Source organism: Burkholderia sp. AU45388, assembly GCF_030481585.1.
Classification (GTDB): Bacteria; Pseudomonadota; Gammaproteobacteria; order Burkholderiales; family Burkholderiaceae; genus Burkholderia; species Burkholderia sola.
In genome coordinates this window covers 162,486-183,429 of the sequence record NZ_JAUJPV010000011.1, presented here as the reverse complement: position 1 = coordinate 183,429, position 20,944 = coordinate 162,486, and the positions used below count along the sequence as shown (strand labels likewise).

Annotated in this window: 20 protein-coding genes and 3 pseudogenes; 11 read left to right on the top strand and 12 right to left on the bottom strand. The window is 67.0% G+C overall.

Annotated features, from left to right (window positions below; all coding sequences use genetic code 11):
- Positions 1 to 85 precede the first annotated feature (85 nt).
- Positions 86 to 814: a DsbC family protein gene (locus tag QZM72_RS19435; RefSeq protein WP_089466566.1), complete on the bottom strand. Its 729-nt coding sequence runs from the start codon at positions 812 to 814 to the stop codon at positions 86 to 88.
- A 90-nt stretch (positions 815 to 904) separates the two neighbouring features.
- Positions 905 to 2,083, bottom strand: coding sequence for a UbiH/UbiF family hydroxylase (locus QZM72_RS19430; protein ID WP_089466565.1), 1,179 nt, complete (start codon positions 2,081 to 2,083; stop codon positions 905 to 907).
- Between the two features lie 246 nt (positions 2,084 to 2,329).
- On the opposite strand from QZM72_RS19430, the gene ychF reads away from it, so the two are divergent.
- Positions 2,330 to 3,424, top strand: a complete 1,095-nt coding sequence (gene ychF, locus QZM72_RS19425) for a redox-regulated ATPase YchF (protein WP_006477050.1) — start codon at positions 2,330 to 2,332, stop codon at positions 3,422 to 3,424.
- Between the two features lie 73 nt (positions 3,425 to 3,497).
- On the opposite strand, the pseudogene QZM72_RS19420 reads toward ychF, so the two are convergent.
- From QZM72_RS19420 to QZM72_RS19405, 5 genes and pseudogenes are all read right to left on the bottom strand, one after another.
- Positions 3,498 to 3,740: pseudogene (locus tag QZM72_RS19420) on the bottom strand (MBL fold metallo-hydrolase); the annotation flags it as partial.
- Positions 3,741 to 3,862: 122 nt separating this feature from the next.
- Positions 3,863 to 4,276, bottom strand: a complete 414-nt coding sequence (locus QZM72_RS19415) for a lysozyme inhibitor LprI family protein (RefSeq protein WP_089466564.1) — start codon at positions 4,274 to 4,276, stop codon at positions 3,863 to 3,865.
- Between the two features lie 38 nt (positions 4,277 to 4,314).
- Positions 4,315 to 4,536: pseudogene (locus tag QZM72_RS35675) on the bottom strand (lysozyme); the annotation flags it as partial.
- A 280-nt stretch (positions 4,537 to 4,816) separates the two neighbouring features.
- Positions 4,817 to 6,208, bottom strand: coding sequence for a GABA permease (gabP, locus tag QZM72_RS19410; protein ID WP_089466563.1), 1,392 nt, complete (start codon positions 6,206 to 6,208; stop codon positions 4,817 to 4,819).
- A gap of 372 nt (positions 6,209 to 6,580) precedes the next feature.
- Positions 6,581 to 6,925 carry an MmcQ/YjbR family DNA-binding protein gene (locus QZM72_RS19405; RefSeq protein ID WP_089466562.1) on the bottom strand — a complete coding sequence of 115 codons (345 nt, stop codon included), beginning with the start codon at positions 6,923 to 6,925 and terminating at the stop codon, positions 6,581 to 6,583.
- Positions 6,926 to 6,996: 71 nt separating this feature from the next.
- On the opposite strand from QZM72_RS19405, the pseudogene QZM72_RS19400 reads away from it, so the two are divergent.
- The 3 genes and pseudogenes from QZM72_RS19400 to ettA all read left to right on the top strand — a co-directional run.
- Positions 6,997 to 7,097, top strand: a pseudogene (locus QZM72_RS19400) (LysR family transcriptional regulator); the annotation flags it as partial.
- 92 nt (positions 7,098 to 7,189) lie between these two features.
- Positions 7,190 to 7,498 carry a DUF3761 domain-containing protein gene (locus tag QZM72_RS19395; RefSeq protein WP_089466561.1) on the top strand — a complete coding sequence of 103 codons (309 nt, stop codon included), beginning with the start codon at positions 7,190 to 7,192 and terminating at the stop codon, positions 7,496 to 7,498.
- 171 nt (positions 7,499 to 7,669) lie between these two features.
- The gene (gene ettA, locus QZM72_RS19390) at positions 7,670 to 9,337 is read left to right on the top strand and encodes an energy-dependent translational throttle protein EttA (RefSeq protein WP_039352138.1); all 1,668 of its coding nucleotides are present in this window, start codon (positions 7,670 to 7,672) and stop codon (positions 9,335 to 9,337) included.
- 130 nt (positions 9,338 to 9,467) lie between these two features.
- On the opposite strand, the gene QZM72_RS19385 is transcribed toward ettA, so the two are convergent.
- From QZM72_RS19385 to QZM72_RS19370, 4 genes are all read right to left on the bottom strand, one after another.
- Positions 9,468 to 10,091, bottom strand: coding sequence for an HAD family hydrolase (locus tag QZM72_RS19385; RefSeq protein ID WP_301738975.1), 624 nt, complete (start codon positions 10,089 to 10,091; stop codon positions 9,468 to 9,470).
- Positions 10,088 to 10,639: a cysteine hydrolase family protein gene (locus tag QZM72_RS19380; protein WP_089466559.1), complete on the bottom strand. Its 552-nt coding sequence runs from the start codon at positions 10,637 to 10,639 to the stop codon at positions 10,088 to 10,090. Before QZM72_RS19380 ends, QZM72_RS19385 begins: the two co-directional genes overlap by 4 nt.
- Before the next feature lie 76 nt (positions 10,640 to 10,715).
- Positions 10,716 to 12,530, bottom strand: a complete 1,815-nt coding sequence (locus tag QZM72_RS19375) for an aminopeptidase P family protein (RefSeq protein WP_089466558.1) — start codon at positions 12,528 to 12,530, stop codon at positions 10,716 to 10,718.
- Between the two features lie 18 nt (positions 12,531 to 12,548).
- Positions 12,549 to 12,803: a hypothetical protein gene (locus QZM72_RS19370; protein WP_089466557.1), complete on the bottom strand. Its 255-nt coding sequence runs from the start codon at positions 12,801 to 12,803 to the stop codon at positions 12,549 to 12,551.
- 171 nt (positions 12,804 to 12,974) lie between these two features.
- Between QZM72_RS19370 and QZM72_RS19365 the strand changes: the two genes are divergently transcribed.
- The 7 genes from QZM72_RS19365 (at position 12,975) to QZM72_RS19335 (ending at position 19,083) form a co-directional block, all read left to right on the top strand.
- Positions 12,975 to 13,739 (top strand): response regulator transcription factor, encoded by a 765-nt coding sequence (locus tag QZM72_RS19365; protein WP_089466556.1) that lies wholly within the window; start codon positions 12,975 to 12,977, stop codon positions 13,737 to 13,739.
- Between the two features lie 26 nt (positions 13,740 to 13,765).
- A complete protein-coding gene (hemA, locus tag QZM72_RS19360) occupies positions 13,766 to 15,064 on the top strand; it encodes a glutamyl-tRNA reductase (RefSeq protein WP_301738974.1) in 1,299 nt (432 codons plus the stop codon).
- A 93-nt stretch (positions 15,065 to 15,157) separates the two neighbouring features.
- Complete coding sequence (gene prfA, locus QZM72_RS19355; RefSeq protein WP_006477064.1) at positions 15,158 to 16,240, top strand: peptide chain release factor 1; 1,083 nt, start codon at positions 15,158 to 15,160, stop codon at positions 16,238 to 16,240.
- 7 nt (positions 16,241 to 16,247) lie between these two features.
- Positions 16,248 to 17,090: a peptide chain release factor N(5)-glutamine methyltransferase gene (prmC, locus tag QZM72_RS19350; protein WP_089466554.1), complete on the top strand. Its 843-nt coding sequence runs from the start codon at positions 16,248 to 16,250 to the stop codon at positions 17,088 to 17,090.
- A 67-nt stretch (positions 17,091 to 17,157) separates the two neighbouring features.
- Entirely contained in the window at positions 17,158 to 17,469 is a 312-nt protein-coding gene (gene grxD / locus QZM72_RS19345) for a Grx4 family monothiol glutaredoxin (RefSeq protein ID WP_006477066.1), read from the top strand.
- 24 nt (positions 17,470 to 17,493) lie between these two features.
- Positions 17,494 to 18,090: a UbiX family flavin prenyltransferase gene (locus tag QZM72_RS19340; RefSeq protein WP_089466553.1), complete on the top strand. Its 597-nt coding sequence runs from the start codon at positions 17,494 to 17,496 to the stop codon at positions 18,088 to 18,090.
- Positions 18,091 to 18,291: 201 nt separating this feature from the next.
- Positions 18,292 to 19,083, top strand: coding sequence for a class III extradiol ring-cleavage dioxygenase (locus QZM72_RS19335; RefSeq protein ID WP_089466552.1), 792 nt, complete (start codon positions 18,292 to 18,294; stop codon positions 19,081 to 19,083).
- A 114-nt stretch (positions 19,084 to 19,197) separates the two neighbouring features.
- On the opposite strand, the gene QZM72_RS19330 is transcribed toward QZM72_RS19335, so the two are convergent.
- Positions 19,198 to 20,796, bottom strand: a complete 1,599-nt coding sequence (locus QZM72_RS19330; RefSeq protein ID WP_089466551.1) for an APC family permease — start codon at positions 20,794 to 20,796, stop codon at positions 19,198 to 19,200.
- Between the last annotated feature and the right edge of the window lie 148 nt (positions 20,797 to 20,944).

Below are 20,944 nucleotides of genomic sequence, written 5' to 3'. Positions count from 1 at the left end.
AATACGGCGGCGAAAACGAAGAGAGGCGCCGGCAGATCATGCGGGCGCCCCTCGCTGGCCGGGCCATGCGCCCGGCGTGAGTCGGTTACTTGCTCGAGGCGAGCGCCTGGTTGAGCTGGTCGGCCGATACCGCGCCCGGCAGGCGACGGCCGTCCGGCAAGAAGATCGTCGGCGTGCCGGTGACGTTCATCCCGCGGCCGAGCGCGAGGTTCTTGTCGAGGGCGGTGGTGTCGCAGGTGCCGGCACCGGACGGCGCGCGGTGGTCGAGCATCCAGCTTTCCCACGTCTTCGCGCGGTCGGTCGCGCACCAGATCGCCTTCGACTTCACGCTCGAATCCGGCGACAGCACCGGGTACAGGAACGTGTAGACGGTCACGTTGTCGATCGACTGCAGCGTCGTCTCGAGCTTCTTGCAGTACGGGCAGTTCGGATCGGAGAACACCGCGATCTTGCGGGCGCCGTTGCCCTTGACGACCTTGATCGCATTGGCGAACGGCAGGCTCGCGAAATCGATCTTGTTGATTTCGGACAGGCGGGCGTCGGTCAGGTTCTTGTGCGTCTTGGTGTCGACGAGATCGCCGAGCAGCACGTAGTCGCCCGCCGCGTCGCTATAGATGATCTGCGTGCCGAGGTTTACTTCGTAAAGACCTGCAACCGGCGATTTCGACACGCTCTTGATCGGCGCGTCGCTGCCGAGACGGGCTTGCAGCGTGGCCTTCAGCTTGTCGGTGGTCTGGTCGGCCTGCGCGGTGCAGCCAAGCGTCGCCATCGTGACGGCGAGCGCCAGCGACGCGATGCGGATCGTTTTTTTCATCGAAATCTTCCTTCAGCTCAATCGGAGTGCACGCCACAGTGTACGCCGTAACGGAACCGTCTCCGACCCGCGCGGTGGCGGAAGGTTCGATCAGCCGAGCGCGGCCGACACGAGCCAGCGCTTCACGAGCGGCTGCGCGCCGACGAACGCCATGCCCGCATTGCGCACCGCCTTCGCGAGCGAGCCCGGCACCGCGAACAGCCGCTGCAGGCCGTCGGTGGCGACCATCAGCGCGCGGATGTCCTCGCGGCGCGAACGCTCGTAGCGGCGCAGCAATACCGTATCGCCGAGATTGCGGAAGCTTTCCTTGCCCGCGATCGCGTCGACGAGCGCGGCGACGTCGCGCAGGCCGAGGTTCATCCCCTGCCCGGCGAGCGGGTGGATCAGGTGCGCGGCATCGCCGACGAGCGCGACGCGCGGCGCGATCAGCTTGTCGACCGTCTGCAGCGCCAGCGGGAAACCGGCGGCCGGCGTCACGCATTCGAGCGTGCCGACCTGGCCGTGCGACACGCGCTCGACCTCGGCCGCGAGCTGCGCCGGATCGAGCGCGAGCAGCTCGTCCGCATGCGCGGTGTGCGCGGACCATACCAGCGACACGTGGCCGTCCGGCAGCGGCAGCAGCGCGACGATTTCGCCTTCGTGGAACCACTGGTACGCCGTCTCGCGGTGCGGCAGCGACGCCTTGAAGTTCGCGACGACGCCGGTCTGCCGGTAGTCGCGCCGCTCCACCCTGGCCCCCATTTGGGAGCGCACCCACGAATGCGCGCCATCGGCGCCGACGACGAGATCGGCCTCGAGCACCTGCCCCGACGACAGCGTGAGCACGGCCGCGTCGTCGCGCACGTCGAAGCCCTGCGCACGCGCGTCGAACCACGTGAGGTTCGGCTGGAACCGCAGCGCGGCGTCGAGCGACGCCTCGACCAGCGACGATTCGGCGATCCAGGCGAGCTGCGGCACGGACGCCTGGTAGGCGGAGAAATGCAGTTCGGCATGCGCATCGCCATACACGCGCATGTCGTAGACCGGCGCGAGCCGGCCGTGGTCGAGCGCCTGCCAGACCCGCAGCCGCTCGAGCAACGCCTGCGAACTGGACGACAGCGCGTAGACACGCGTGTCGAACGCGAGATCCGCGGGGCGCGGCGTGGCCGGCTGGGCGAGCAAGGCGGTCTTGTAGCCGGACTGGGTCAGCGCGAGCGCGGCCGTCTTGCCGACGAGCCCGCCGCCGACCACGGCGACGTCGAAGGAGTGGTGGGCAGTCATGGCGGGCATTATAGCCGCGGGGCCAAACCCTTACGCGGCCGGACTTTGCGGGAAATCAGCAGAATCGCAGGCCGGTGCGCCCGCGCGGCGGCCCGCCGCATCGGCCGTTCGGCGGCAGGCCCGGAATCCGGGGCGCCGGCACGGTACAATAGCGTCTTTGACCGTCGGCCCGCCGCGCTCCACGCGCCGGCCGCCCTTTTTTCCCGCGCCGCCGTGCCTGTCCGGCCGCGCCGCCTCACCCGTCCGAAGGATTCCATGAGTCTCAAATGCGGCATCGTCGGCTTGCCCAACGTCGGCAAGTCCACCCTGTTCAATGCGCTGACCAAGGCCGGCATCGCCGCCGAGAACTACCCGTTCTGCACGATCGAGCCGAACGTCGGCATCGTCGAAGTGCCGGATACGCGCCTGAAGGCGCTCTCCGAGATCGTCAAGCCCGAGCGCGTCGTGCCGGCCGTCGTCGAATTCGTCGACATCGCCGGCCTCGTCGCGGGCGCGAGCAAGGGTGAAGGCCTCGGCAACCAGTTCCTCGCGAACATCCGCGAAACCGACGCGATCACGCACGTCGTGCGCTGCTTCGAGGACGACAACGTCATTCACGTCGCCGGCAAGGTCAGCCCGATCGACGACATCGAAGTGATCAACACCGAACTCGCGCTCGCCGATCTCGGCACCATCGAGAAGGCGCTCACGCGCTATTCGAAGGCGGCGAAGTCGGGCAACGACAAGGAGGCGGCGAAGCTCGTCGCGGTGCTCGAAAAGGTGCGCGCGCAGCTCGACCAGGGCAAGGCCGTGCGCGGCCTCGCGCTGTCGGACGACGAACAGGCGCTGATCAAGCCGTTCTGCCTGATCACCGCGAAGCCGGCGATGTACGTCGCCAACGTGAAGGACGACGGCTTCGAGAACAACCCGCACCTCGAGGCGGTGCGCAAGTACGCGGAAAGCGAAAACGCGCCGGTGGTCGCCGTATGCGCGGCGATCGAGGCGGAAATCGCCGATCTCGACGATGCGGACAAGGAAGCGTTCCTCGCCGACATGGGCATGGAAGAGCCGGGCCTCGACCGGGTGATCCGCGCGGGCTTCAAGCTGCTCGGCCTGCAGACCTACTTCACCGCGGGCGTGAAGGAAGTGCGCGCGTGGACGATCCACATCGGCGATACCGCTCCGCAGGCGGCCGGCGTGATCCACACCGACTTCGAGCGCGGCTTCATCCGCGCGCAGACGATCGCGTTCGACGACTTCGTCACGTACAAGGGCGAGCAAGGCGCGAAGGAAGCCGGCAAGATGCGCGCGGAAGGGAAGGAATATGTCGTGCACGATGGGGATGTGATGAACTTCTTGTTCAACGTTTAAGCGTTGCTGCTGCATCGATCGTGAGAAAGCCCGCTGACTGCGGGCTTTTTCTTTTCGATGGCGGAAGACCGGCTCATTGCCGATCGACGATCGTCAGCGCCCCGGACATATGCAGGAACTGCCCGTCCTTCGTCGCGATGTTCGTATCCACCGTGCCGCGTTCGAAATCCTCGACGCGCACGACGTTCGAGCCTGTGGACGGCTCATGCCAGTACACCATGTACACCTGCGGACGGATTTCGCGCGCCGTGTACTGCACCGTATCCGTCACCCCCTTGAACTGGCCGGCCGTGCCGACGAACGACATCGTCTTGTCCGGGAGACCCGTCGCATCGTCATCGCCCGGGTTTCAATGCCATGAACCACGGTGACATGGCGAATACGCATCGGCTGTTACGAGATCGCGAAAGTGGCGGCCTTTTGTCATGTCGGATCGGTTCATGAGGATTTGCGGAAAGCGCTAGCGGACAACCTTTTCGCCATTTCCTTCGTTGCCGCCGTTGCACAGATCGCCTGTGCAGCAGGTCGCATTGAACCCTCGCCCCATGCGTGACGCGCCGATTTTTCGCAGGATGTGTCGCGCGCCTTCTTCCACTTCGCCATCCGTGCGTCGAGCGCCGCCTTGCGCCGTGGCTGCTCGCTCACCTGTTTGTCGACGATCCGCTGCAATTCCCGCTCGGCGACGATCTGATCGCGCCACGCGCAAAAATTCATACTCGTCTGGCTTGAGTCACAGTCCCTGAGCAGCGCATTGACCTCGCTTGCCGGCAACCCGCTGCGTGCCGCTATCTCGTCCGCTACCGCCGGGCCGGCAAATGCACGCGTCGACGCCAGCACGAGCAAACCAATCATTGCCGTTCTCACCGTGCCCTCTGTCGTGGCTGGAACGGCGCCGATGCCCGACGGACCCGGACCGCGAGTTGTGCATTCACTTGCGTCGCCGTAACCGGCGTGCGCAATTCTTCCGGGGAGCACGGCCCGGTGTGAGCCAGCGTTCCGATGCCATAGGTACAGTTGTTCGCCTGATCGTTGTAGTAAGCCATGACCGCGCTTTCCCGCCTCCGCAGCTCCGCCCACCCTGCGTCACTCAATCCCAGGCTTTCGTTCGCCATTTACCCCTCCCGACGCGACCGCTCACGCAAGTCGACCTCATCATTCACTTCGGTTCTCGAAGCGATCAATGTATGGCGTTGCCGTTCGCGATGAAATCAGACGAGTTCGATTTTGACGCGTGGGTACCTCAACGATCGCGAGGCACGGAAGACCGGGCAGCGTGACGTTCCGTGTATCCGTGTACTGGCGCCAAAAGACAAATGGCCCGACCGGCAACCGCCGATCAGGCCATTTTCACGCCCGGGACTTCGCGCCCCGTCGTCACATCATTCGATCAGATCACGTCGCCGACACCCGCCGCCCCGCACCCGCCTTCGCATCGCGCCCACGCTTGTTCAGCCACGACGCGAGCAGCACGATCAACGCCAGCACGGCCGTCGCACCCACTTCCATCCGGTGTTCCTCGCTGACGAACATCACGGTCAGCGTGCCGCAGATGAACAGGATCACCGCCCACGTGAGCCACGGGAACAGCCACATCCGCAGCGTCAGGTCCGCGCCGCCCGCTTCGAGCGTCCTGCGCATCCGCAGTTGCGAGATCGCGATCACGAGATACACGAGCAGCGCGATCGCGCCCGACGTCGCGAGCAGGAAGCCGAACACCTGCTCCGGCATCAGGTAGTTCGCGATCACGGTCAGGAAACCGAACGCCGTCGACGCGAGCACGGCCGCGCGCGGCGTGCCGGTCGAATCGGTGCGATGCAGGAAGGCGGGCGCGTCCTTGCGCCGGGACAGCGAGAACAGCATCCGCGATGCCGTATACAGCGCCGAATTCAGGCAGCTCGCGACCGACACGAGCACGATCACGTCGATGATCGCCTTCGCGTTCGGGACGCCGATCAGTTCCATCGCGCGCTGATACGAGCCGTGCTTCGGCAGCAGCGGGTCGTTCCACGGCACGATGGCCGCGACGACGAGGATCGAGCCGAGATAGAACAGCGTGATACGCCAGATGACCGAGTTCGTCGCCCGCACGATCTGGCGTTGCGGGTTGTCCGATTCGGCGGCCGCGATCGTCACGATCTCGGTGCCGAGGAACGAGAACATCGTCGTCAGCATCGCCGCGAGCACCGCGCTCGCGCCGTGCGGCATGAAGCCGTCGTGCACGAACAGGTTCGACACGCCCGACACGGCCGGCGCGGGAATGATGCCGACGATCGCCGCGCCGCCGATGCACAGGAACACGACGATCGCGACGACCTTGATCAGCGCGAACCAGAATTCGAATTCGCCGTAGTTCTTGACGGAAAAGAGATTGGTGACGGTGAGCAGCAGCGTGATGCCGAGCGCGAAGATCCACGTCGCGATGCCCGGGAACCACGCATTAAGGATGGTCGCGGCGGCGGTCGCCTCGATCGGGATCACCAGCACCCAGAACCACCAGTACAGCCAGCCGATCGTGAAGCCGGCCCAGTGGCCGATCGCACGATCGGCATAGGTCGAGAACGACCCGCTGTCCGGATGCGCGACGGCCATCTCGCCGAGCATGCGCATCACCAGCACGACCAGCACGCCCGCGATCGCATACGCGAGTATCGACGCCGGCCCGGCTTCCGCGATCGCGTGGCCGGAGCCGACGAACAAGCCCGCGCCGATGACGCCGGCAATCGACATCATCGTTACGTGACGCTGCTTCAGGCCGGTGCCGAGGCCTGTGTTGCTTCCACTCATCTGTCTCTCTCCAAAAAACGGTTCCGGTACGACCGGTGTCGCGTGAAGGCGGCGCGGGAGTTGTCGTTCTTGAATCCGGCCGCGGCCACGCGTGCGTCGCACGCGGGCATGGGCCGGAGGGGCCGTGCCGGTCGGGTCGTCCGCGCAGTCTGCGAAGCTGCGGGTGCGATGCGGCGCACGGGGCGCCGGCGCATCGCGTACGCCCGTTCCGTCGGCTGTCGTCAGCCGCCTTCGAAGCGAAGGAGTGTAAGCATCAAACGGTTCTTCACTAAGAACCAATTGAAGAATTTCGATGGAACCACTCGTTGCATCGATACGAATCGATGCAACGCTTGATCCGGTTCGGCGGCGGCTCGCGTGGGGGCGCGCCGTTCAGTTCGTGTCGCCGGCGGCTTCGTCCCGCCACCTCGCCGGCACGATTGCGCGCCATTCCCGCAGGAGCAGGTTTTTCACGGCGTCGGGGTGCGCGGCCGACAGGCGCACCAGCACGATCGGCCAGCCGACGTAGTGATCGGTCACGTAGTACACGTCGGGCGCCGACTCGATCAGCCACGCGCGCTCGTCGGGGCCGACGCCCTTCACGACGAGCGTGTCGCCGTCCTCGCGCAGCCGCGCGAGCAGCTTGCCCTTCACCTTGAGCGCGGGCGTGCCGTACGACGTGCCTTCCTCGACGCCGCGCCACGCCAGTGCGATCTGCCGGACTTCGTCGAATGTCACGATGCCTCCCCGACCGTGCGTCGATGGTTGACGGTCCGGCTACCCTACCGGAAACCGCGCGACGCGCCCACTATCGCCGCATCACGCGGAACGGCCGAAGCTCGCCGCGTTCCGCCGGTGGATTTTCGATGCCGCGCAGCCCGACGGCGTGGCGTCGATGTCCGGCGCGGCGTCGCGTCACGCCGGCACCCGGCGCCGATCCGCTAACATGCGGCGCGGGCAACCGGCCCGACATCGACAACAACGAACGAAACGAGAGAGACCATGCGCACCCTGCTCCGCCGCGCGACCCAGGTCGCGACCCTGTCCGCCGCGCTCTTCGTCGCGGGCGCCGCGTTGCCGCCGGCCGCGCACGCCTATCGCGCGCCGCCCGGCTACGGCAACGAAGCCGACCTCGACCGTCACGACACGTATCGCAACCGCGACGGCGAAACCGTGCATGCGCCCGCGCATTCGAAATCGGGCCGCGTGCCGGACGGCGCGAGCGCGCGTTGCCGCGACGGCACGTACAGCTTCAGCCGCCACCGGCGCGGCACGTGCTCGGGGCACGGCGGCGTCGCCGCGTGGCTGTGAGCGCGGGTCGGCCGAATGGCCTGCGCCGCGCCAGCGGCAACCGGCGGCGAAGTACAATACGCGCTCGCACCGCCGCGCCCCGCGCGGCACGCTCCGTACCGAATCACCCGACGCCGCCACGCCCGCGCGCGCTGCGCGGCCGTCTCAACCACTTCTGACTTTCACACCGAAATGGCCCAATACGTTTTCACGATGAACCGGGTCGGCAAGATCGTGCCGCCCAAGCGCCAGATCCTGAAGGACATCTCGCTGTCGTTCTTTCCCGGCGCGAAGATCGGCGTGCTCGGCCTGAACGGCTCGGGCAAGTCGACGCTGATCCGCATCATGGCGGGCGTCGACAAGGACATCGAAGGCGAAGCCACGCCGATGCCGAACCTGAACATCGGCTACCTGCCGCAGGAACCGCAGCTCGACCCGACGAAGACCGTGCGCGAAGCCGTCGAGGAAGGCCTCGGCGACCTGTTCCAGGCGAACAAGAAGCTGGAAGAAATCTACGCGGCCTACGCCGAACCGGACGCCGACTTCGACGCGCTCGCGGCCGAGCAGGCGAAATACGAAGCGATCCTCGCGTCGAGCGACGGCGGCAGCCCCGAGCAGCAGCTCGAAGTGGCCGCCGACGCGCTGCGCCTGCCGTCGTGGGACGCGAAGATCGAGCACCTGTCGGGCGGCGAGAAGCGCCGCGTCGCGCTGTGCAAGCTGCTGCTCGAAAAGCCCGACATGCTGCTGCTCGACGAACCGACCAACCACCTCGACGCCGAATCGGTCGACTGGCTCGAGCAGTTCCTGGTGCGCTTCCCGGGCACCGTGGTCGCGGTCACGCACGATCGCTACTTCCTCGACAACGCGGCCGAGTGGATTCTCGAACTCGACCGCGGCCACGGCATTCCGTGGAAGGGCAACTACAGCAGCTGGCTCGACCAGAAGGAAGAGCGCCTGAAGCAGGAAGAAGCGTCGGAATCGGCGCGTCAGAAGGCGATCAAGAAGGAACTGGAGTGGGTGCGCCAGAACCCGAAGGGCCGCCAGGCGAAGTCGAAGGCGCGTATCGCGCGCTTCGAGGAGCTGAGCAGCCAGGAATACCAGAAGCGCAACGAAACGCAGGAAATCTTCATTCCGGCCGGCGAGCGCCTCGGCAACGAAGTGATCGAGTTCAAGAACGTCAGCAAGTCGTTCGGCGACCGCCTGCTGATCGACAACCTGAGCTTCAAGATCCCGGCCGGCGCGATCGTCGGCATCATCGGCCCGAACGGCGCCGGCAAGTCGACGCTGTTCAAGATGCTGACCGGCAAGGAACAGCCGGATTCGGGCGAAGTCGTGATGGGCCCGACGGTGAAGCTCGCGTACGTCGACCAGAGCCGCGACGCGCTCGACGGTTCGAAGACGGTGTTCGAGGAAATCTCGGGCGGCGCCGACGTGCTGACGGTCGGCAAGTACGAAACGCCGTCGCGCGCGTACATCGGCCGCTTCAACTTCAAGGGCGGCGACCAGCAGAAGATCGTCGGCAACCTGTCCGGCGGCGAACGCGGCCGCCTGCACCTCGCGAAGACGCTGATCTCGGGCGGCAACGTGCTGCTGCTGGACGAACCGTCGAACGACCTCGACGTCGAAACGCTGCGCGCGCTGGAAGACGCGCTGCTCGAATTCGCGGGCTCGGTGATGGTGATCTCGCACGATCGCTGGTTCCTTGACCGGATCGCGACGCACATCCTCGCGTTCGAAGGCGATTCGCAGGTCACGTTCTTCGACGGCAACTACCAGGAGTACGAAGCCGACAAGCGTGCGCGCCTCGGCGAGGAAGCCGCGAAGCCGAAGCGTCTGCGCTACAAGCCGATCAGCCGCTGAGCGGCGCGGCCCGGGCGCCCGGCGCCGCGCTCGCGCGGGGCCGGTGCCGAACGGGGCCGCTTCCGGAACGGCACAGCGAAAAAGCGAGCCCAGCGCTCGCTTTTTTTATCCCGCGCGACTTCCGCGCCGTCTACACCAGCGCGCCCAGTTCACGCAGGCGTGCTTCGGTCGCCGCCGCGCTCGTGTGATGAATGCCGTGCCAACCAAGCGCCGTCGCGGCCGCCGCGTTGTGCGCGTTGTCGTCGATGAACACGAGCTCGTGCGGCGCGACCCCAGGCAGGTGCGGCTCGATCCGCGCATGCATCTCGCGGTAGATCGCCGGCTCGGGTTTCACGAGCTTCACGCGGCCCGACACGACGATGTCCTTGAAGCGGCGCAGCACCGGGAAGTTGTCCCATGCATACGGAAACGTCTGCGCGGACCAGTTCGTCAGCCCGAACAACGGCATCCCCTGCGCGTCCAGCCGCTCGACGAGCGCCGCGCCCTCTTCGAGCACGCCGCCGATCATCTCGTGCCAGCGCGCGTAGAACGCGCGGATCAGCGCCTCGTGCTCCGGAAACTTCGCGACGAGTTCGGCCGTGCCCTCCTCGATCGTCTGCCCGCCGTCCTGGCGGACCACCCAGTCCATCGCGCATACGTGCGTGAGGAACCAGCGGCGCTCGGCGGCGTCGGGAATCAGTTCGCGGTAAAGGTACTCGGGACTCCAGTCGATCAGCACGCCGCCGAAATCGAACACCACTGCCTTGATCGTCATGCGAACTCCGCGGCGAGCACGTCCGCGAGCGGACGCGGCGTCACCGCGTTGCCCGACAGCGAATTGTTGTGCCAGATGAAGTGATGGTGCGCGACGATCTGCGCCGCCGACAGGTGGGCACGCTCGTTCGTCGTGTGCAGGTCGGACACGACGGTCGTCCGGTAGCCGAGCAGCGCGGCACGGCGCGCGGCCGAATCGACGCAGAACTCGGTCGCATAGCCGCAGATCAGCACCGAACGGATGCCATGGCGATCGAGCTGCGCCGCGAGCGGCGTGTCGTGAAACGCGTCGCTCGCCTGCTTGCGCACGCGCCAGTCGTCGCGACCGACGACCAGCCCGGCGTGCAGTTCCCAGCCCGGCGTGCCGGGCACGATGTCGTCGTCCGCGTCGCCGTCGTGCTGCACGAAGCACACCGGCGCGTTCGCCGCATGCGCCGCTGCCGTCAACCGGTTGATGCCCGACACCACGTCGTCGAGCCGGTACGCGGGCTGCGCCCGCTGCACCAGCCCACGCTGCATGTCGACCACGATCACCGCAGTGTCCGCCATTGCTTGCCCTCGCTGTTATTGTCAGGCCGTCGTTCGATCGTGACCGACTCGCCATCCGCCGTTGCCGCGCGTTGCGTCAGATCGGCTGCGTGCGCAAGTCGAGCCACGCCTTCGCGTCGCCGCTCAGATGCCGGCCGACGCGCTCGCGCACCGTCGCGTGATACGTGTTCAGCCACGCGCGCTCTTCGTCGTGCAGCATCTCGATCAGCACGCAGCGCGTGTCGATCGGGCACAGCGTCAGCGTCTCGAATGCGAGGAAATCGCCGAACTCCGTCTTCCCGGCCGCGCGGTTCACGACCAGGTTCTCGATCCGGATGCCCCACTGGCCCGGACGGTACACGCCCGGCTCGATCGACGTGATCATTCCCTCTTCCATCGCCGTGTACGGCTCGGCCGGCGCGTAGTGCGAGATCACCTGCGGGCCTTCGTGCACGTTCAGGAAGTAGCCGACGCCATGCCCGGTGCCGTGGCCGTAGTCGAGCCCGGCCGCCCACATCGGCGCACGCGCGATCGCATCGAGCATCGGCGAGCGGATGCCGCGCGGGAAGCGGGCGCGCGATAGCGCCATCATCGACTTCAGCACGATCGTGAAATCGCGCCGCTGCAGGTCGCTGACGGTGCCGACCGGCACGACGCGCGTGATGTCGGTCGTGCCCGTCATGTACTGGCCGCCCGAATCGATCAGCAGCAGGCCGTCGCCGGCGATCGTCGCGTGCGACTCGCGCGTCGCATGGTAGTGCGGCATCGCGCCGTTCGCGTTGAAGCCGGCGATCGTCGCGAAGCTCGCCGACACGTAGCCGGGGCGGCGGGCGCGCGCGGCCGTGAGCTTCTCCTCGATCGTCAGCTCGGTGATCGTCTCGCGATTCACCGCCTGTTCGAACCACGCGAAGAATTCGGCCAGCGCGGCGCCGTCGTGCTCCATCGTCACGCGCACGTGCTCGATCTCGGCGGACGTCTTGCGCGACTTCGCGAACGTCGACGGATTCACGGCCTCGACGAGCTTCACGCCGGCCGGCACGGCCTCGAGCGTGCCGAACGTCACGCGGCGCGGGTCGATCAGCAGCGTCGCGCCGTCGGGCAACGCCCCGAGCGACGCACGCGCGGCGTCGTAGGCGCGAACGTCGACGCCATCCCGCGCGAGCGACGCGGCCAGCGCCGGCGGCACCTTGCCGTCGGCGACGAACAGCGTCGCGCGATCGGCGCCGATCAATGCGTGCGCAACGAACACCGGATTGAAATTGACGTCGGCGCCGCGCAGGTTGAACAGCCACGCAAGATCGTCGAGCGTCGACACGAAGTGCCATTGCGCGCCCTGCGCGTGCATCGCGCGGCGCACTTCGGCGAGCTTGCTCGCGCGGGTCGTGTCGGCCTGCGGCGCCACGTGCTCGAACACCGCATCGCCGGGCAGCCCCGGCCGCTCCGGCCAGATCGCGTCGAGCAGGTCGACGTCGGTGCGCAGCGCGATGCCGCGCGCGCTCAGGGCGGCGCTCAGCCCGCGCGCGGCCGCGACGCCGAGCACGGCGCCATCGACGCCGACCGTCGCGCCGGCCGCCACGTTCTGCGCGAGCCAGTCGACGTGCGGTGCGCTCTGCTGCCCGCCCGTCATCTTCATCAACTGCACGCCCGTGCCCGCCAGCTCGGCGTCGGCCTGCACCCAGTAGCGGCTGTCGACCCACAACCCCGCGAACTCCGCGGTCACGACCAGCGTGCCGACCGAGCCCGTGAAGCCCGACAGCCAGCGGCGCGCCTGCCAGCGTTCCGGCAGGTATTCGGACAGATGGGGATCGGCGGACGGCACGAGATAGGCGGCCAGGTTCTCGCGGGCCATGGCGCCGCGCAACAGCGCGAGACGGGCCGGCACCGGCGAGACTTCGGGGAGACGGGCATTCATGATTTCACCTGAGAGCATTCAGCGACGGGCCGACAGCGCGACCGTCACGGCTACGGCGAGGAACGCGACGCCGGTGCAGACCGGCCATTCGAGCGTCTCGCCATCGTAAAACAGTCCCGAGAGATTGCCGACCATGCGGGCGGCGGCCGCGCCCGCGATGCCGACGAGCACCGCGATCCACCATGCCGGCCGGCCCGTGCGCCGCATCGGATGCAGCCAGCGACCGAACAGCCCGACGGCCGCTCCCAGGACAAGGATTCCAAACCAGTTCATTCAACGCCTTCTATAAATTCAGATTCGTCCCATAGGCGTGAACGTTGCCAGCGGCTAGCATCGATTCATCCATCGAACCCGAGACCAGCCGGGCGCCGCGAACGTTCGAGTGTAGGGGCCGACTCGACGTTATGGCAAGCGCACACCGGCTGCCGTATTGAAGAAATCGTCATGCGAATCGCTCTGATCGATCCGGAGTCGCGTCATAGCGCTCTCCTGAACCGCCTGCTCTTCGCGGGCGGTCACGTGTGCCATGCGTTTCCGTCCAGCACCGCATTCTTCGAGTGGCTCGCCGCCGACAACACCTGCGACATGCTGGTCACCGGCCACTGGGCCGGCGACCGGCCAGCGCAGGAAGTCATTCCGCGCGCGCAGGCGATTCTGCCCGGGTTGCCGGCCATTGCCATGATGCAGTCGGCGCGCGAAAGCGAAATCGTCTCGTGCCTGCACGCGGGCGCCGACGATTGCCTCGTGCGCCCCGTGAGCGGGCCGGAGTTTCTCGCGCGCGTCAACGCACTGAGCCGGCGCGCGGGCGTGCGGCGAGCGCCCGCCCGCTCGCGCGAAACGTACGGCGAATACGCATTCGACACCACCCATTGCCTCGTGCGTTTCGGCGACGCAATCGTTTCACTCACGCCGAAGGAGTTCCGTTTCGCGCAGTTGCTGCTCACGAACGTGTCGCGGCCCGTGTCGCGCGCCCATATCCTCGAAACGGTATGGGGCCGCCGCCGCGACATGAAGTCGCGCACGCTCGACACGCACGCGTCCCGGCTGCGCAGCAAATTGCAGCTGCTTCCGGAGCGCGGCTACCGGCTGTTGCCGCTCTACGGCTTCGGCTATCAGCTCGACCGCGTGCCGATCGAGCCCCCAAATTCGCGCCCCCGCCACGCCGATGCCCGGTACGCAGCGAGTGAGGAAATTACTGAAACGCTATAATATGGGGCTAAACGATAGCCCTCGATATGCAACTCCTCACGATCGGAATCAACCACCACACTGCGCCTGTCGCCCTGCGCGAACGCGTGGCGTTTCCGCTCGAGCAAATCAAGCCGGCTCTCGTCACGTTCAAGAACGTGTTTCTCGGCCCGCAGGCGCCCAATACGCCGGAAGCGGCGATTCTCTCCACCTGCAACCGCACCGAACTGTATTGCGCCACCGACGATCGCGCGGCCCGCGAAGGCGCGCTCCGCTGGCTGTCGGAGTATCACCGGATTCCGGTCGACGAGCTCGCGCCGCACGTCTATGCGCTGCCGCAGTCGGAAGCCGTCCGGCACGCGTTTCGCGTGGCATCCGGCCTCGATTCGATGGTGCTCGGTGAAACCCAGATTCTGGGCCAGATGAAGGATGCCGTTCGCACCGCGACGGAAGCGGGCGCGCTCGGCACCTACCTGAACCAGCTGTTCCAGCGCACGTTCGCGGTGGCGAAGGAAGTGCGCGGCACGACCGAAATCGGCACGCAGTCGGTGTCGATGGCCGCCGCCGCGGTTCGCCTCGCGCAGCGGATCTTCGAAAAGGTGTCGGATCAGCGTGTGCTGTTCATCGGCGCCGGCGAAATGATCGAGCTGTGCGCGACGCACTTCGCCGCGCAAGGCCCGCGCGAACTCGTCGTCGCGAACCGCACGGCCGAACGCGGCCAGCGGCTCGCCGAGCGCTTCAACGGCCGCGCGATGCCGCTGGCCGACCTGCCCGCCCGCATGCACGAGTTCGACATCATCGTGTCGTGCACCGCGTCGACGCTGCCGATCATCGGCCTCGGCGCGGTCGAGCGCGCGGTGAAGGCGCGCCGCCACCGGCCGATCTTCATGGTCGACCTCGCGGTGCCGCGCGACATCGAGCCCGAAGTCGGCAAGCTGAAGGACGTGTTCCTTTACACCGTCGACGATCTCGGCGCGATCGTGCGCGAAGGCAACGCGTCGCGCCAGGCCGCGGTCGCGCAGGCCGAAGCGATCATCGAGACGCGCGTGCAGAATTTCATGCAATGGCTCGACACGCGCAGCGTCGTGCCGGTGATCCGTCACATGCATACGCAGGCGGACGCGCTGCGCCGGGCCGAAGTCGAGAAGGCGCAGAAGCTGCTCGCGCGCGGTGACGATCCGGCTGCGGTGCTCGAAGCGCTGTCGCAGGCGCTGACCAACAAGCTGATCCACGGCCCGACGAGCGCGCTCAACCGCGTCAACGGCGCCGATCGCGATTCGCTGATCGACCTGATGCGCGGCTTCTACCAGCACGCGCCGCGCTCGAACGACCAATCCGGCCACTAGCGCCGCCCGGTCGCCCTGCCGCCGGCCGGTCGTTGTCCCACCGCCGGCCTATCCTTTCCGAATACCCCTTGCCCGGGAGCGCCGCTCCACACCATGAAGACGAGCATGCAACGCAAGCTCGACCAGCTTTCCACACGGCTGGCCGAACTGAACGACCTGCTGAGCCGCGAAAACGTCACGGCCGACCTCGACCAGTACCGCAAGCTGACACGCGAACATGCGGAACTCGGCCCGGTCGTCGAGCAATACGCGTTATGGCGCCAGTCGCGCAGCGACGAGACGGCCGCGCAGGAGCTGCTCGCCGATCCGTCGATGCGCGATTTCGCGGAAGACGAAATCCGCAGCGCGCGCGAGGGCATGGCGCGGCTCGAGACCGAACTGCAGAAGATGCTGCTGCCGAAGGACCCGAACGACGACCGCAACATCTTCCTCGAAATCCGCGCGGGCACGGGCGGCGACGAATCGGCGCTGTTCGCGGGCGACCTGCTGCGTATGTACCTGCGCTTCGCGGAACGCCAGCGCTGGCAGGTCGAAATGATGTCGGAGAGCGCGTCGGATCTCGGCGGCTACAAGGAAGTGATCGTGCGAATCGCGGGCCAGGGCGCGTATTCGCGCCTGAAGTTCGAATCGGGCGGCCATCGCGTGCAACGCGTGCCGGCCACCGAGACGCAGGGGCGCATCCATACGTCCGCGTGCACGGTCGCCGTGATGCCGGAAGCCGACGAAATCGGCGAGGTCGAGATCAATCCGGCCGACCTGCGCATCGACACGTTCCGCGCGTCCGGCGCGGGCGGCCAGCACATCAACAAGACCGATTCGGCGGTGCGCGTCACGCACATCCCGACCGGGATCGTCGTCGAATGCCAGGACGACCGCTCGCAGCACAAGAACAAGGATCGCGCGCTGAAGGTGCTCGCCGCGCGCATCAAGGACAAGCAGTATCACGAGCAGCACGCGAAGGAAGCGGCGACGCGCAAGAGCCTGATCGGCTCCGGCGACCGCTCCGAGCGGATCCGCACGTACAACTTCCCGCAAGGCCGGATGACCGACCACCGGATCAACCTGACGCTGTACCGGCTCGAGGCGATCATGGACGGCGATCTCGACGAACTGATCGGCGCGCTCGTCACCGAGCACCAGGCCGAGTTGCTCGCGTCGCTCGGCGAAGCCGACTGAGGCCGCGATGCCCGACACCACCGCCGACGCGTTGCTGCGCGCATCGCCGCTCGACCCGGTCGATGCACGCGTGCTGCTCGCGCATGCGCTGGGCTGGACTCGCACGCAACTGATCACGCGCGGCGACGCGCCGCTCGACGCCGCCGTGGTCGAACGCTTCCGCGCGCTCGAAGCGCGCCGCGTCGCCGGCGAGCCCGTCGCGCAACTGGTGGGGATGCGCGAGTTCTTCGGCCGCCCGTTCGACGTGACGCCCGACGTGCTGATCCCGCGCCCCGAAACCGAGCTACTCGTCGAAGCCGCGCTCGATGCGATCAGCGGGCTGCCGCACGCCGCCGTGCTCGATCTCGGCACCGGCAGCGGCGCGATCGCCGTGTCGATCGCGGCCGAGCGCCCCGATGCGCGCGTCTGGGCGCTCGACCGTTCGCCGGCCGCGCTCGCGGTCGCGCAACGCAACGCCGACAAACTGCTCGACGCGCGGCGCCCCGGCGGCCCGCTGCGCTGGCTGCAGAGCGACTGGTACGCGGCGCTCGATCCCGCGCTCGCGTTCGATACGATCGTCAGCAACCCGCCGTACATCGCGCAAGGCGACCCGCACCTCGCGCAAGGCGACCTGCGTTTCGAGCCGCGCGGCGCGCTCACCGACGATGCCGACGGCCTCAGCGCGATCCGCACGATCGTCGCGGGCGCCGGCGCGTACCTGAAACCGGGCGGCACGCTCTGGATCGAGCACGGCTATGACCAGGCCGAAGCCGTCCGCGCGATCCTGGCGTCGCACGGCTTCGTCGCGGTCGAATCGCTCGCCGATCTCGCCGCCATCGAACGCACGACCGGCGGCCGCCTGCCGGGCTGACGCCCGGCCCGCCCGGTTGAAATCCGCTATCATTTCGATCTAACGCCCCGCAAACGCAAGGTCAGTCATGGACACCCAACAACGTATCAAGCAAATCGTCGACGAAAACCAGGTCGTGCTCTTCATGAAGGGCAACGCGCAATTCCCGATGTGCGGCTTCTCGGGCCGCGCCGTGCAGGTGCTGAAAGCCTGCGGCGTCGACCAGTTCAAGACGGTCAACGTGCTCGAGGACGACGAAATCCGCCAGGGCATCAAGGCATTCTCGAACTGGCCGACCATCCCGCAGCTCTATGTGAAGGGCGAATTCATCGGCGGCTCGGACATCATGATGGAGATGTACCAGTCGGGCGAACTGCAGCAACTGTTCGCCGCCGCTTGATACGCGGCACCCGCCCCCTTTTCGATGGCATCTCCCAGCGCGCCGCCACGCCGGCTGATCGTCGCGATCACCGGCGCCACCGGCGCGATCTACGGTGTGCGGCTGCTCGACCTGCTGCGCGCCGCCGGCGGCGTCGAAACGCACCTGCTGATTTCGAACGCCGGCTGGCTCAACATCCAGCATGAACTGAAGCTGCCGAAGGCCGACGTCGAAAGCCGTGCGGACGTCGTGCATTCGGTGCGCGACGTCGGCGCGACGATCGCGTCGGGCTCGTTCGCGACCGACGGCATGGTGATCGCGCCCTGTTCGATGAAGACGCTCGCGAGCGTCGCGCACGGGCTGTCCGACAACCTGATCACGCGCGCGGCCGACGTCACGCTGAAGGAACGCCGCCGTCTCGTGCTGATGGTGCGCGAAACGCCGTTCAACCTCGCGCATCTGCGCAACATGACCGCCGTCACCGAAATGGGCGGCATCGTCTTCCCGCCGCTGCCGGCGTTCTATGCAATGCCGAAGACGATCGAGGAACTCGTCGACCAGACCGTCACGCGCGTGCTCGACCTGTTCGCGCTCAGCGCCCCGCTCACGACGCCGTGGGCCGGCATTCGGCACACGCAGTAAATTACCCCCTTCTGCGCGGATTCCCCACCGATTCGCACCGCAATTCCGTCGATCTCACGCCTTCAGACGCGAATCGGCTTGGTGCGCGTGCCATCGCCACGATTATCAACGAACAAGCGTCAATCAAATTCCCGATTGCCGATTTATCAATGCCCGGTGCGCGCCTATAGTCACAGGCAAACCCTTTCGCAGGTCACCACCATGAACCGCTTGCCTTCGCTGTACCTGTCTCACGGCGCCCCGACACTGCCGATCGACCCCGCGCTGCCCTCCGGCGCGTTCACGCACCTCGGCGCCGAACTGCCGCGCCCGCGCGCGGTGCTGATGCTCTCCGCACACTGGGGCACGCAACAGCCGGTCGCGAGCGTCGCCGCGCATCCGGACACGATTCACGACTTCTACGGTTTCCCGCAGGCGCTGTACGACATCCGCTATCCGGCGCCGGGCGCACCCGACGTCGCCGCACGCGCGGCCGCGCTGCTGAACGCGGCCGGCATCGCGACCGCGACGACCGAACACGGCCTCGATCACGGCGCGTGGGTGCCGATGCTGCTGATGTTTCCGGAAGCCGACGTGCCGGTCGCGCAACTGTCGATCCAGCCGCGCGCGGACGCCGCGCATCACTTCGCGCTCGGCCGCGCGCTGCGGCCGCTGCGCGACGAAGGCGTGATGGTGATCGGCTCGGGCCAGATCACGCACAACCTGCGCGCCGCCGATTTCGGCGCGACGCCCGAGGATGCGGACCCGCGCGTCGCGGAATTCACCGACTGGTTCGAGGCCAAACTTGCCGCGCGCGACGTCGATGCGCTGCTCGACTATCGCCGGCAGGCGCCGCACGCGGCGCTGATGCATCCGACCGACGAGCATCTGCTGCCGGTCTTCACCGCGCTCGGCGCGGCGGACGACGACTACCGGCTCGGCATCCAGTCGCTCGGCACCTACCAGCGCGTGCTCGCGATGACGAACTACGTGTTCGCGAACGCCGACGCCTGAATCCGAACGGCGGCGCCATCGCCGAGCCAGTCAGCAAAAAGCCCGCCCGAGCATCGCTCGGGCGGGCTTTTTCGCTGCATCCTGCCGCCGCCGAATCCGGCGACAGGTCAGGCGTCAGGCGCCGACCCCCTCGAGGATCTCGTCGTGCGACTCGCGCTCGTCGAGATACTGGGTCCGGTAGCCGGTATTCACGCCCCAGAAGTAGAACACCAGCGAGATCGCCGCGACGATCAGCATGTCCCAGCCGTACGGCAGGTAGCCGTGACCGCCGAATTCCTTGCTGCCGATCAGCGACAGCACGGCCATCGTCGGCAGGTACGCGACCAGCCACCACGCGGCCTTCAGGTCGGCGCCCCAGCCGGTCCAGCCCGACTTCGCCTGGAAGTAGAAATACACCGGCAACGCGACGATCATCAGCAGGATGATTTCGCCCGTCAGCGGCCACTTCGCCCAGTACAGGATCAGCGACGCGCACACGAACGCGAACGGCGCGATCAGCTTCATCAGCGGAATCGACAGCGGACGCTCGATGTCGGTCGCCGAACGGCGCAGCGCCATCAGGCTGATCGGACCGGTCAGGTACGAGATCACCGTCGCGACCGAGATCACCGCCGCGAGCGAGCTCCAGCCGCGGAAGAAGAACAGGAAGATGAACGACACGAGCAGGTTGAACCACATCGCCTGGCGCGGCACGCCGTAGATCGGGTGCACGTTGCCGAACATCTTCGGCATCGTGTTGTTGCGCTCCATCGCGTAGATCATGCGGGTGGTCGTCGCCATGTAGGTCGTGCCGGTGCCACTCGGGCTGATGAACGCGTCGACGTACAGCAGGATCGCGAGCCAGTTCAGGTTCAGCGCGATCGCGAGTTCCGCGAACGGCGACGAGAAGTTGAAGTGCGCCCAGCCCTTCGCGACGTCGGCGGGGTTCACCGAACCGATGTACGCCATTTGGAGGAGCACGTAGATCACGAGCGCGAGCAGGATCGACGTGATCACCGCGAACGGCACGCTGCGCGACGGATTGCGCGCTTCACCGGCGAGATTCACCGGGCTCTGGAAGCCGTTGAACGCGAACACGATGCCGCTCGTCGCGACCGCGGTCAGCACGGCCGACCAGCCGTACGGCGCGAAGCTCGCGTTGGATGCGGTGCCGAGGTTCTCCGAATGGAAGCTCGTGAGCATCAGGCCGAGGATCGTGAGGCCGGGAATCAGGAACTTGAAGATCGTGATCGCGGTGTTCGCCCGCGCGAAAGCCTTCACACCCCAGTAGTTCAGCATGAAGTAGACGACGACCAGCACGGCCGACAGCAACAGGCCCAATGTCTGCAACTCGCCGTTCACGAACAAGGCATGCGCCCACGGATACGGCCACGTGCTCATGTACTGGATCGACGCTTCGGCCTCGATCGGGATCACGGATACGATCGCGATCCAGTTGGCCCATGCGCTGATGAAGCCCACCAGCGAACCGTGCGAGTAGCGCGCGTAGCGCACCATGCCGCCCGATTCGGGGAACATCGCCCCCAGTTCCGCATACGTCAGCGCGATCGCGAGAATCACGACGGCGCCGATGATCCATGCGCAGATCGCCGCCGGACCGGCGATCTTGGCGGCCTTCCACGCACCGAACAGCCAGCCCGAGCCGATAATCGAACCCAGCCCCGTCAGCATCAATGCAAACGGGCCGATGTTCCGTTGAATAGAACTCTTCACATCCTCTCCTGTGTCTCAAAAAGCATGGTCGGCCGGCGATCCGGGATCGGCTCGGAGCGCACCGCGCACGCATTCTTGGGAGGAGGGTCACCCGATCGGGGCAACCCGTCCACGCGGCGCGTAGTTTAACGGTTGCACCTCGAACGTG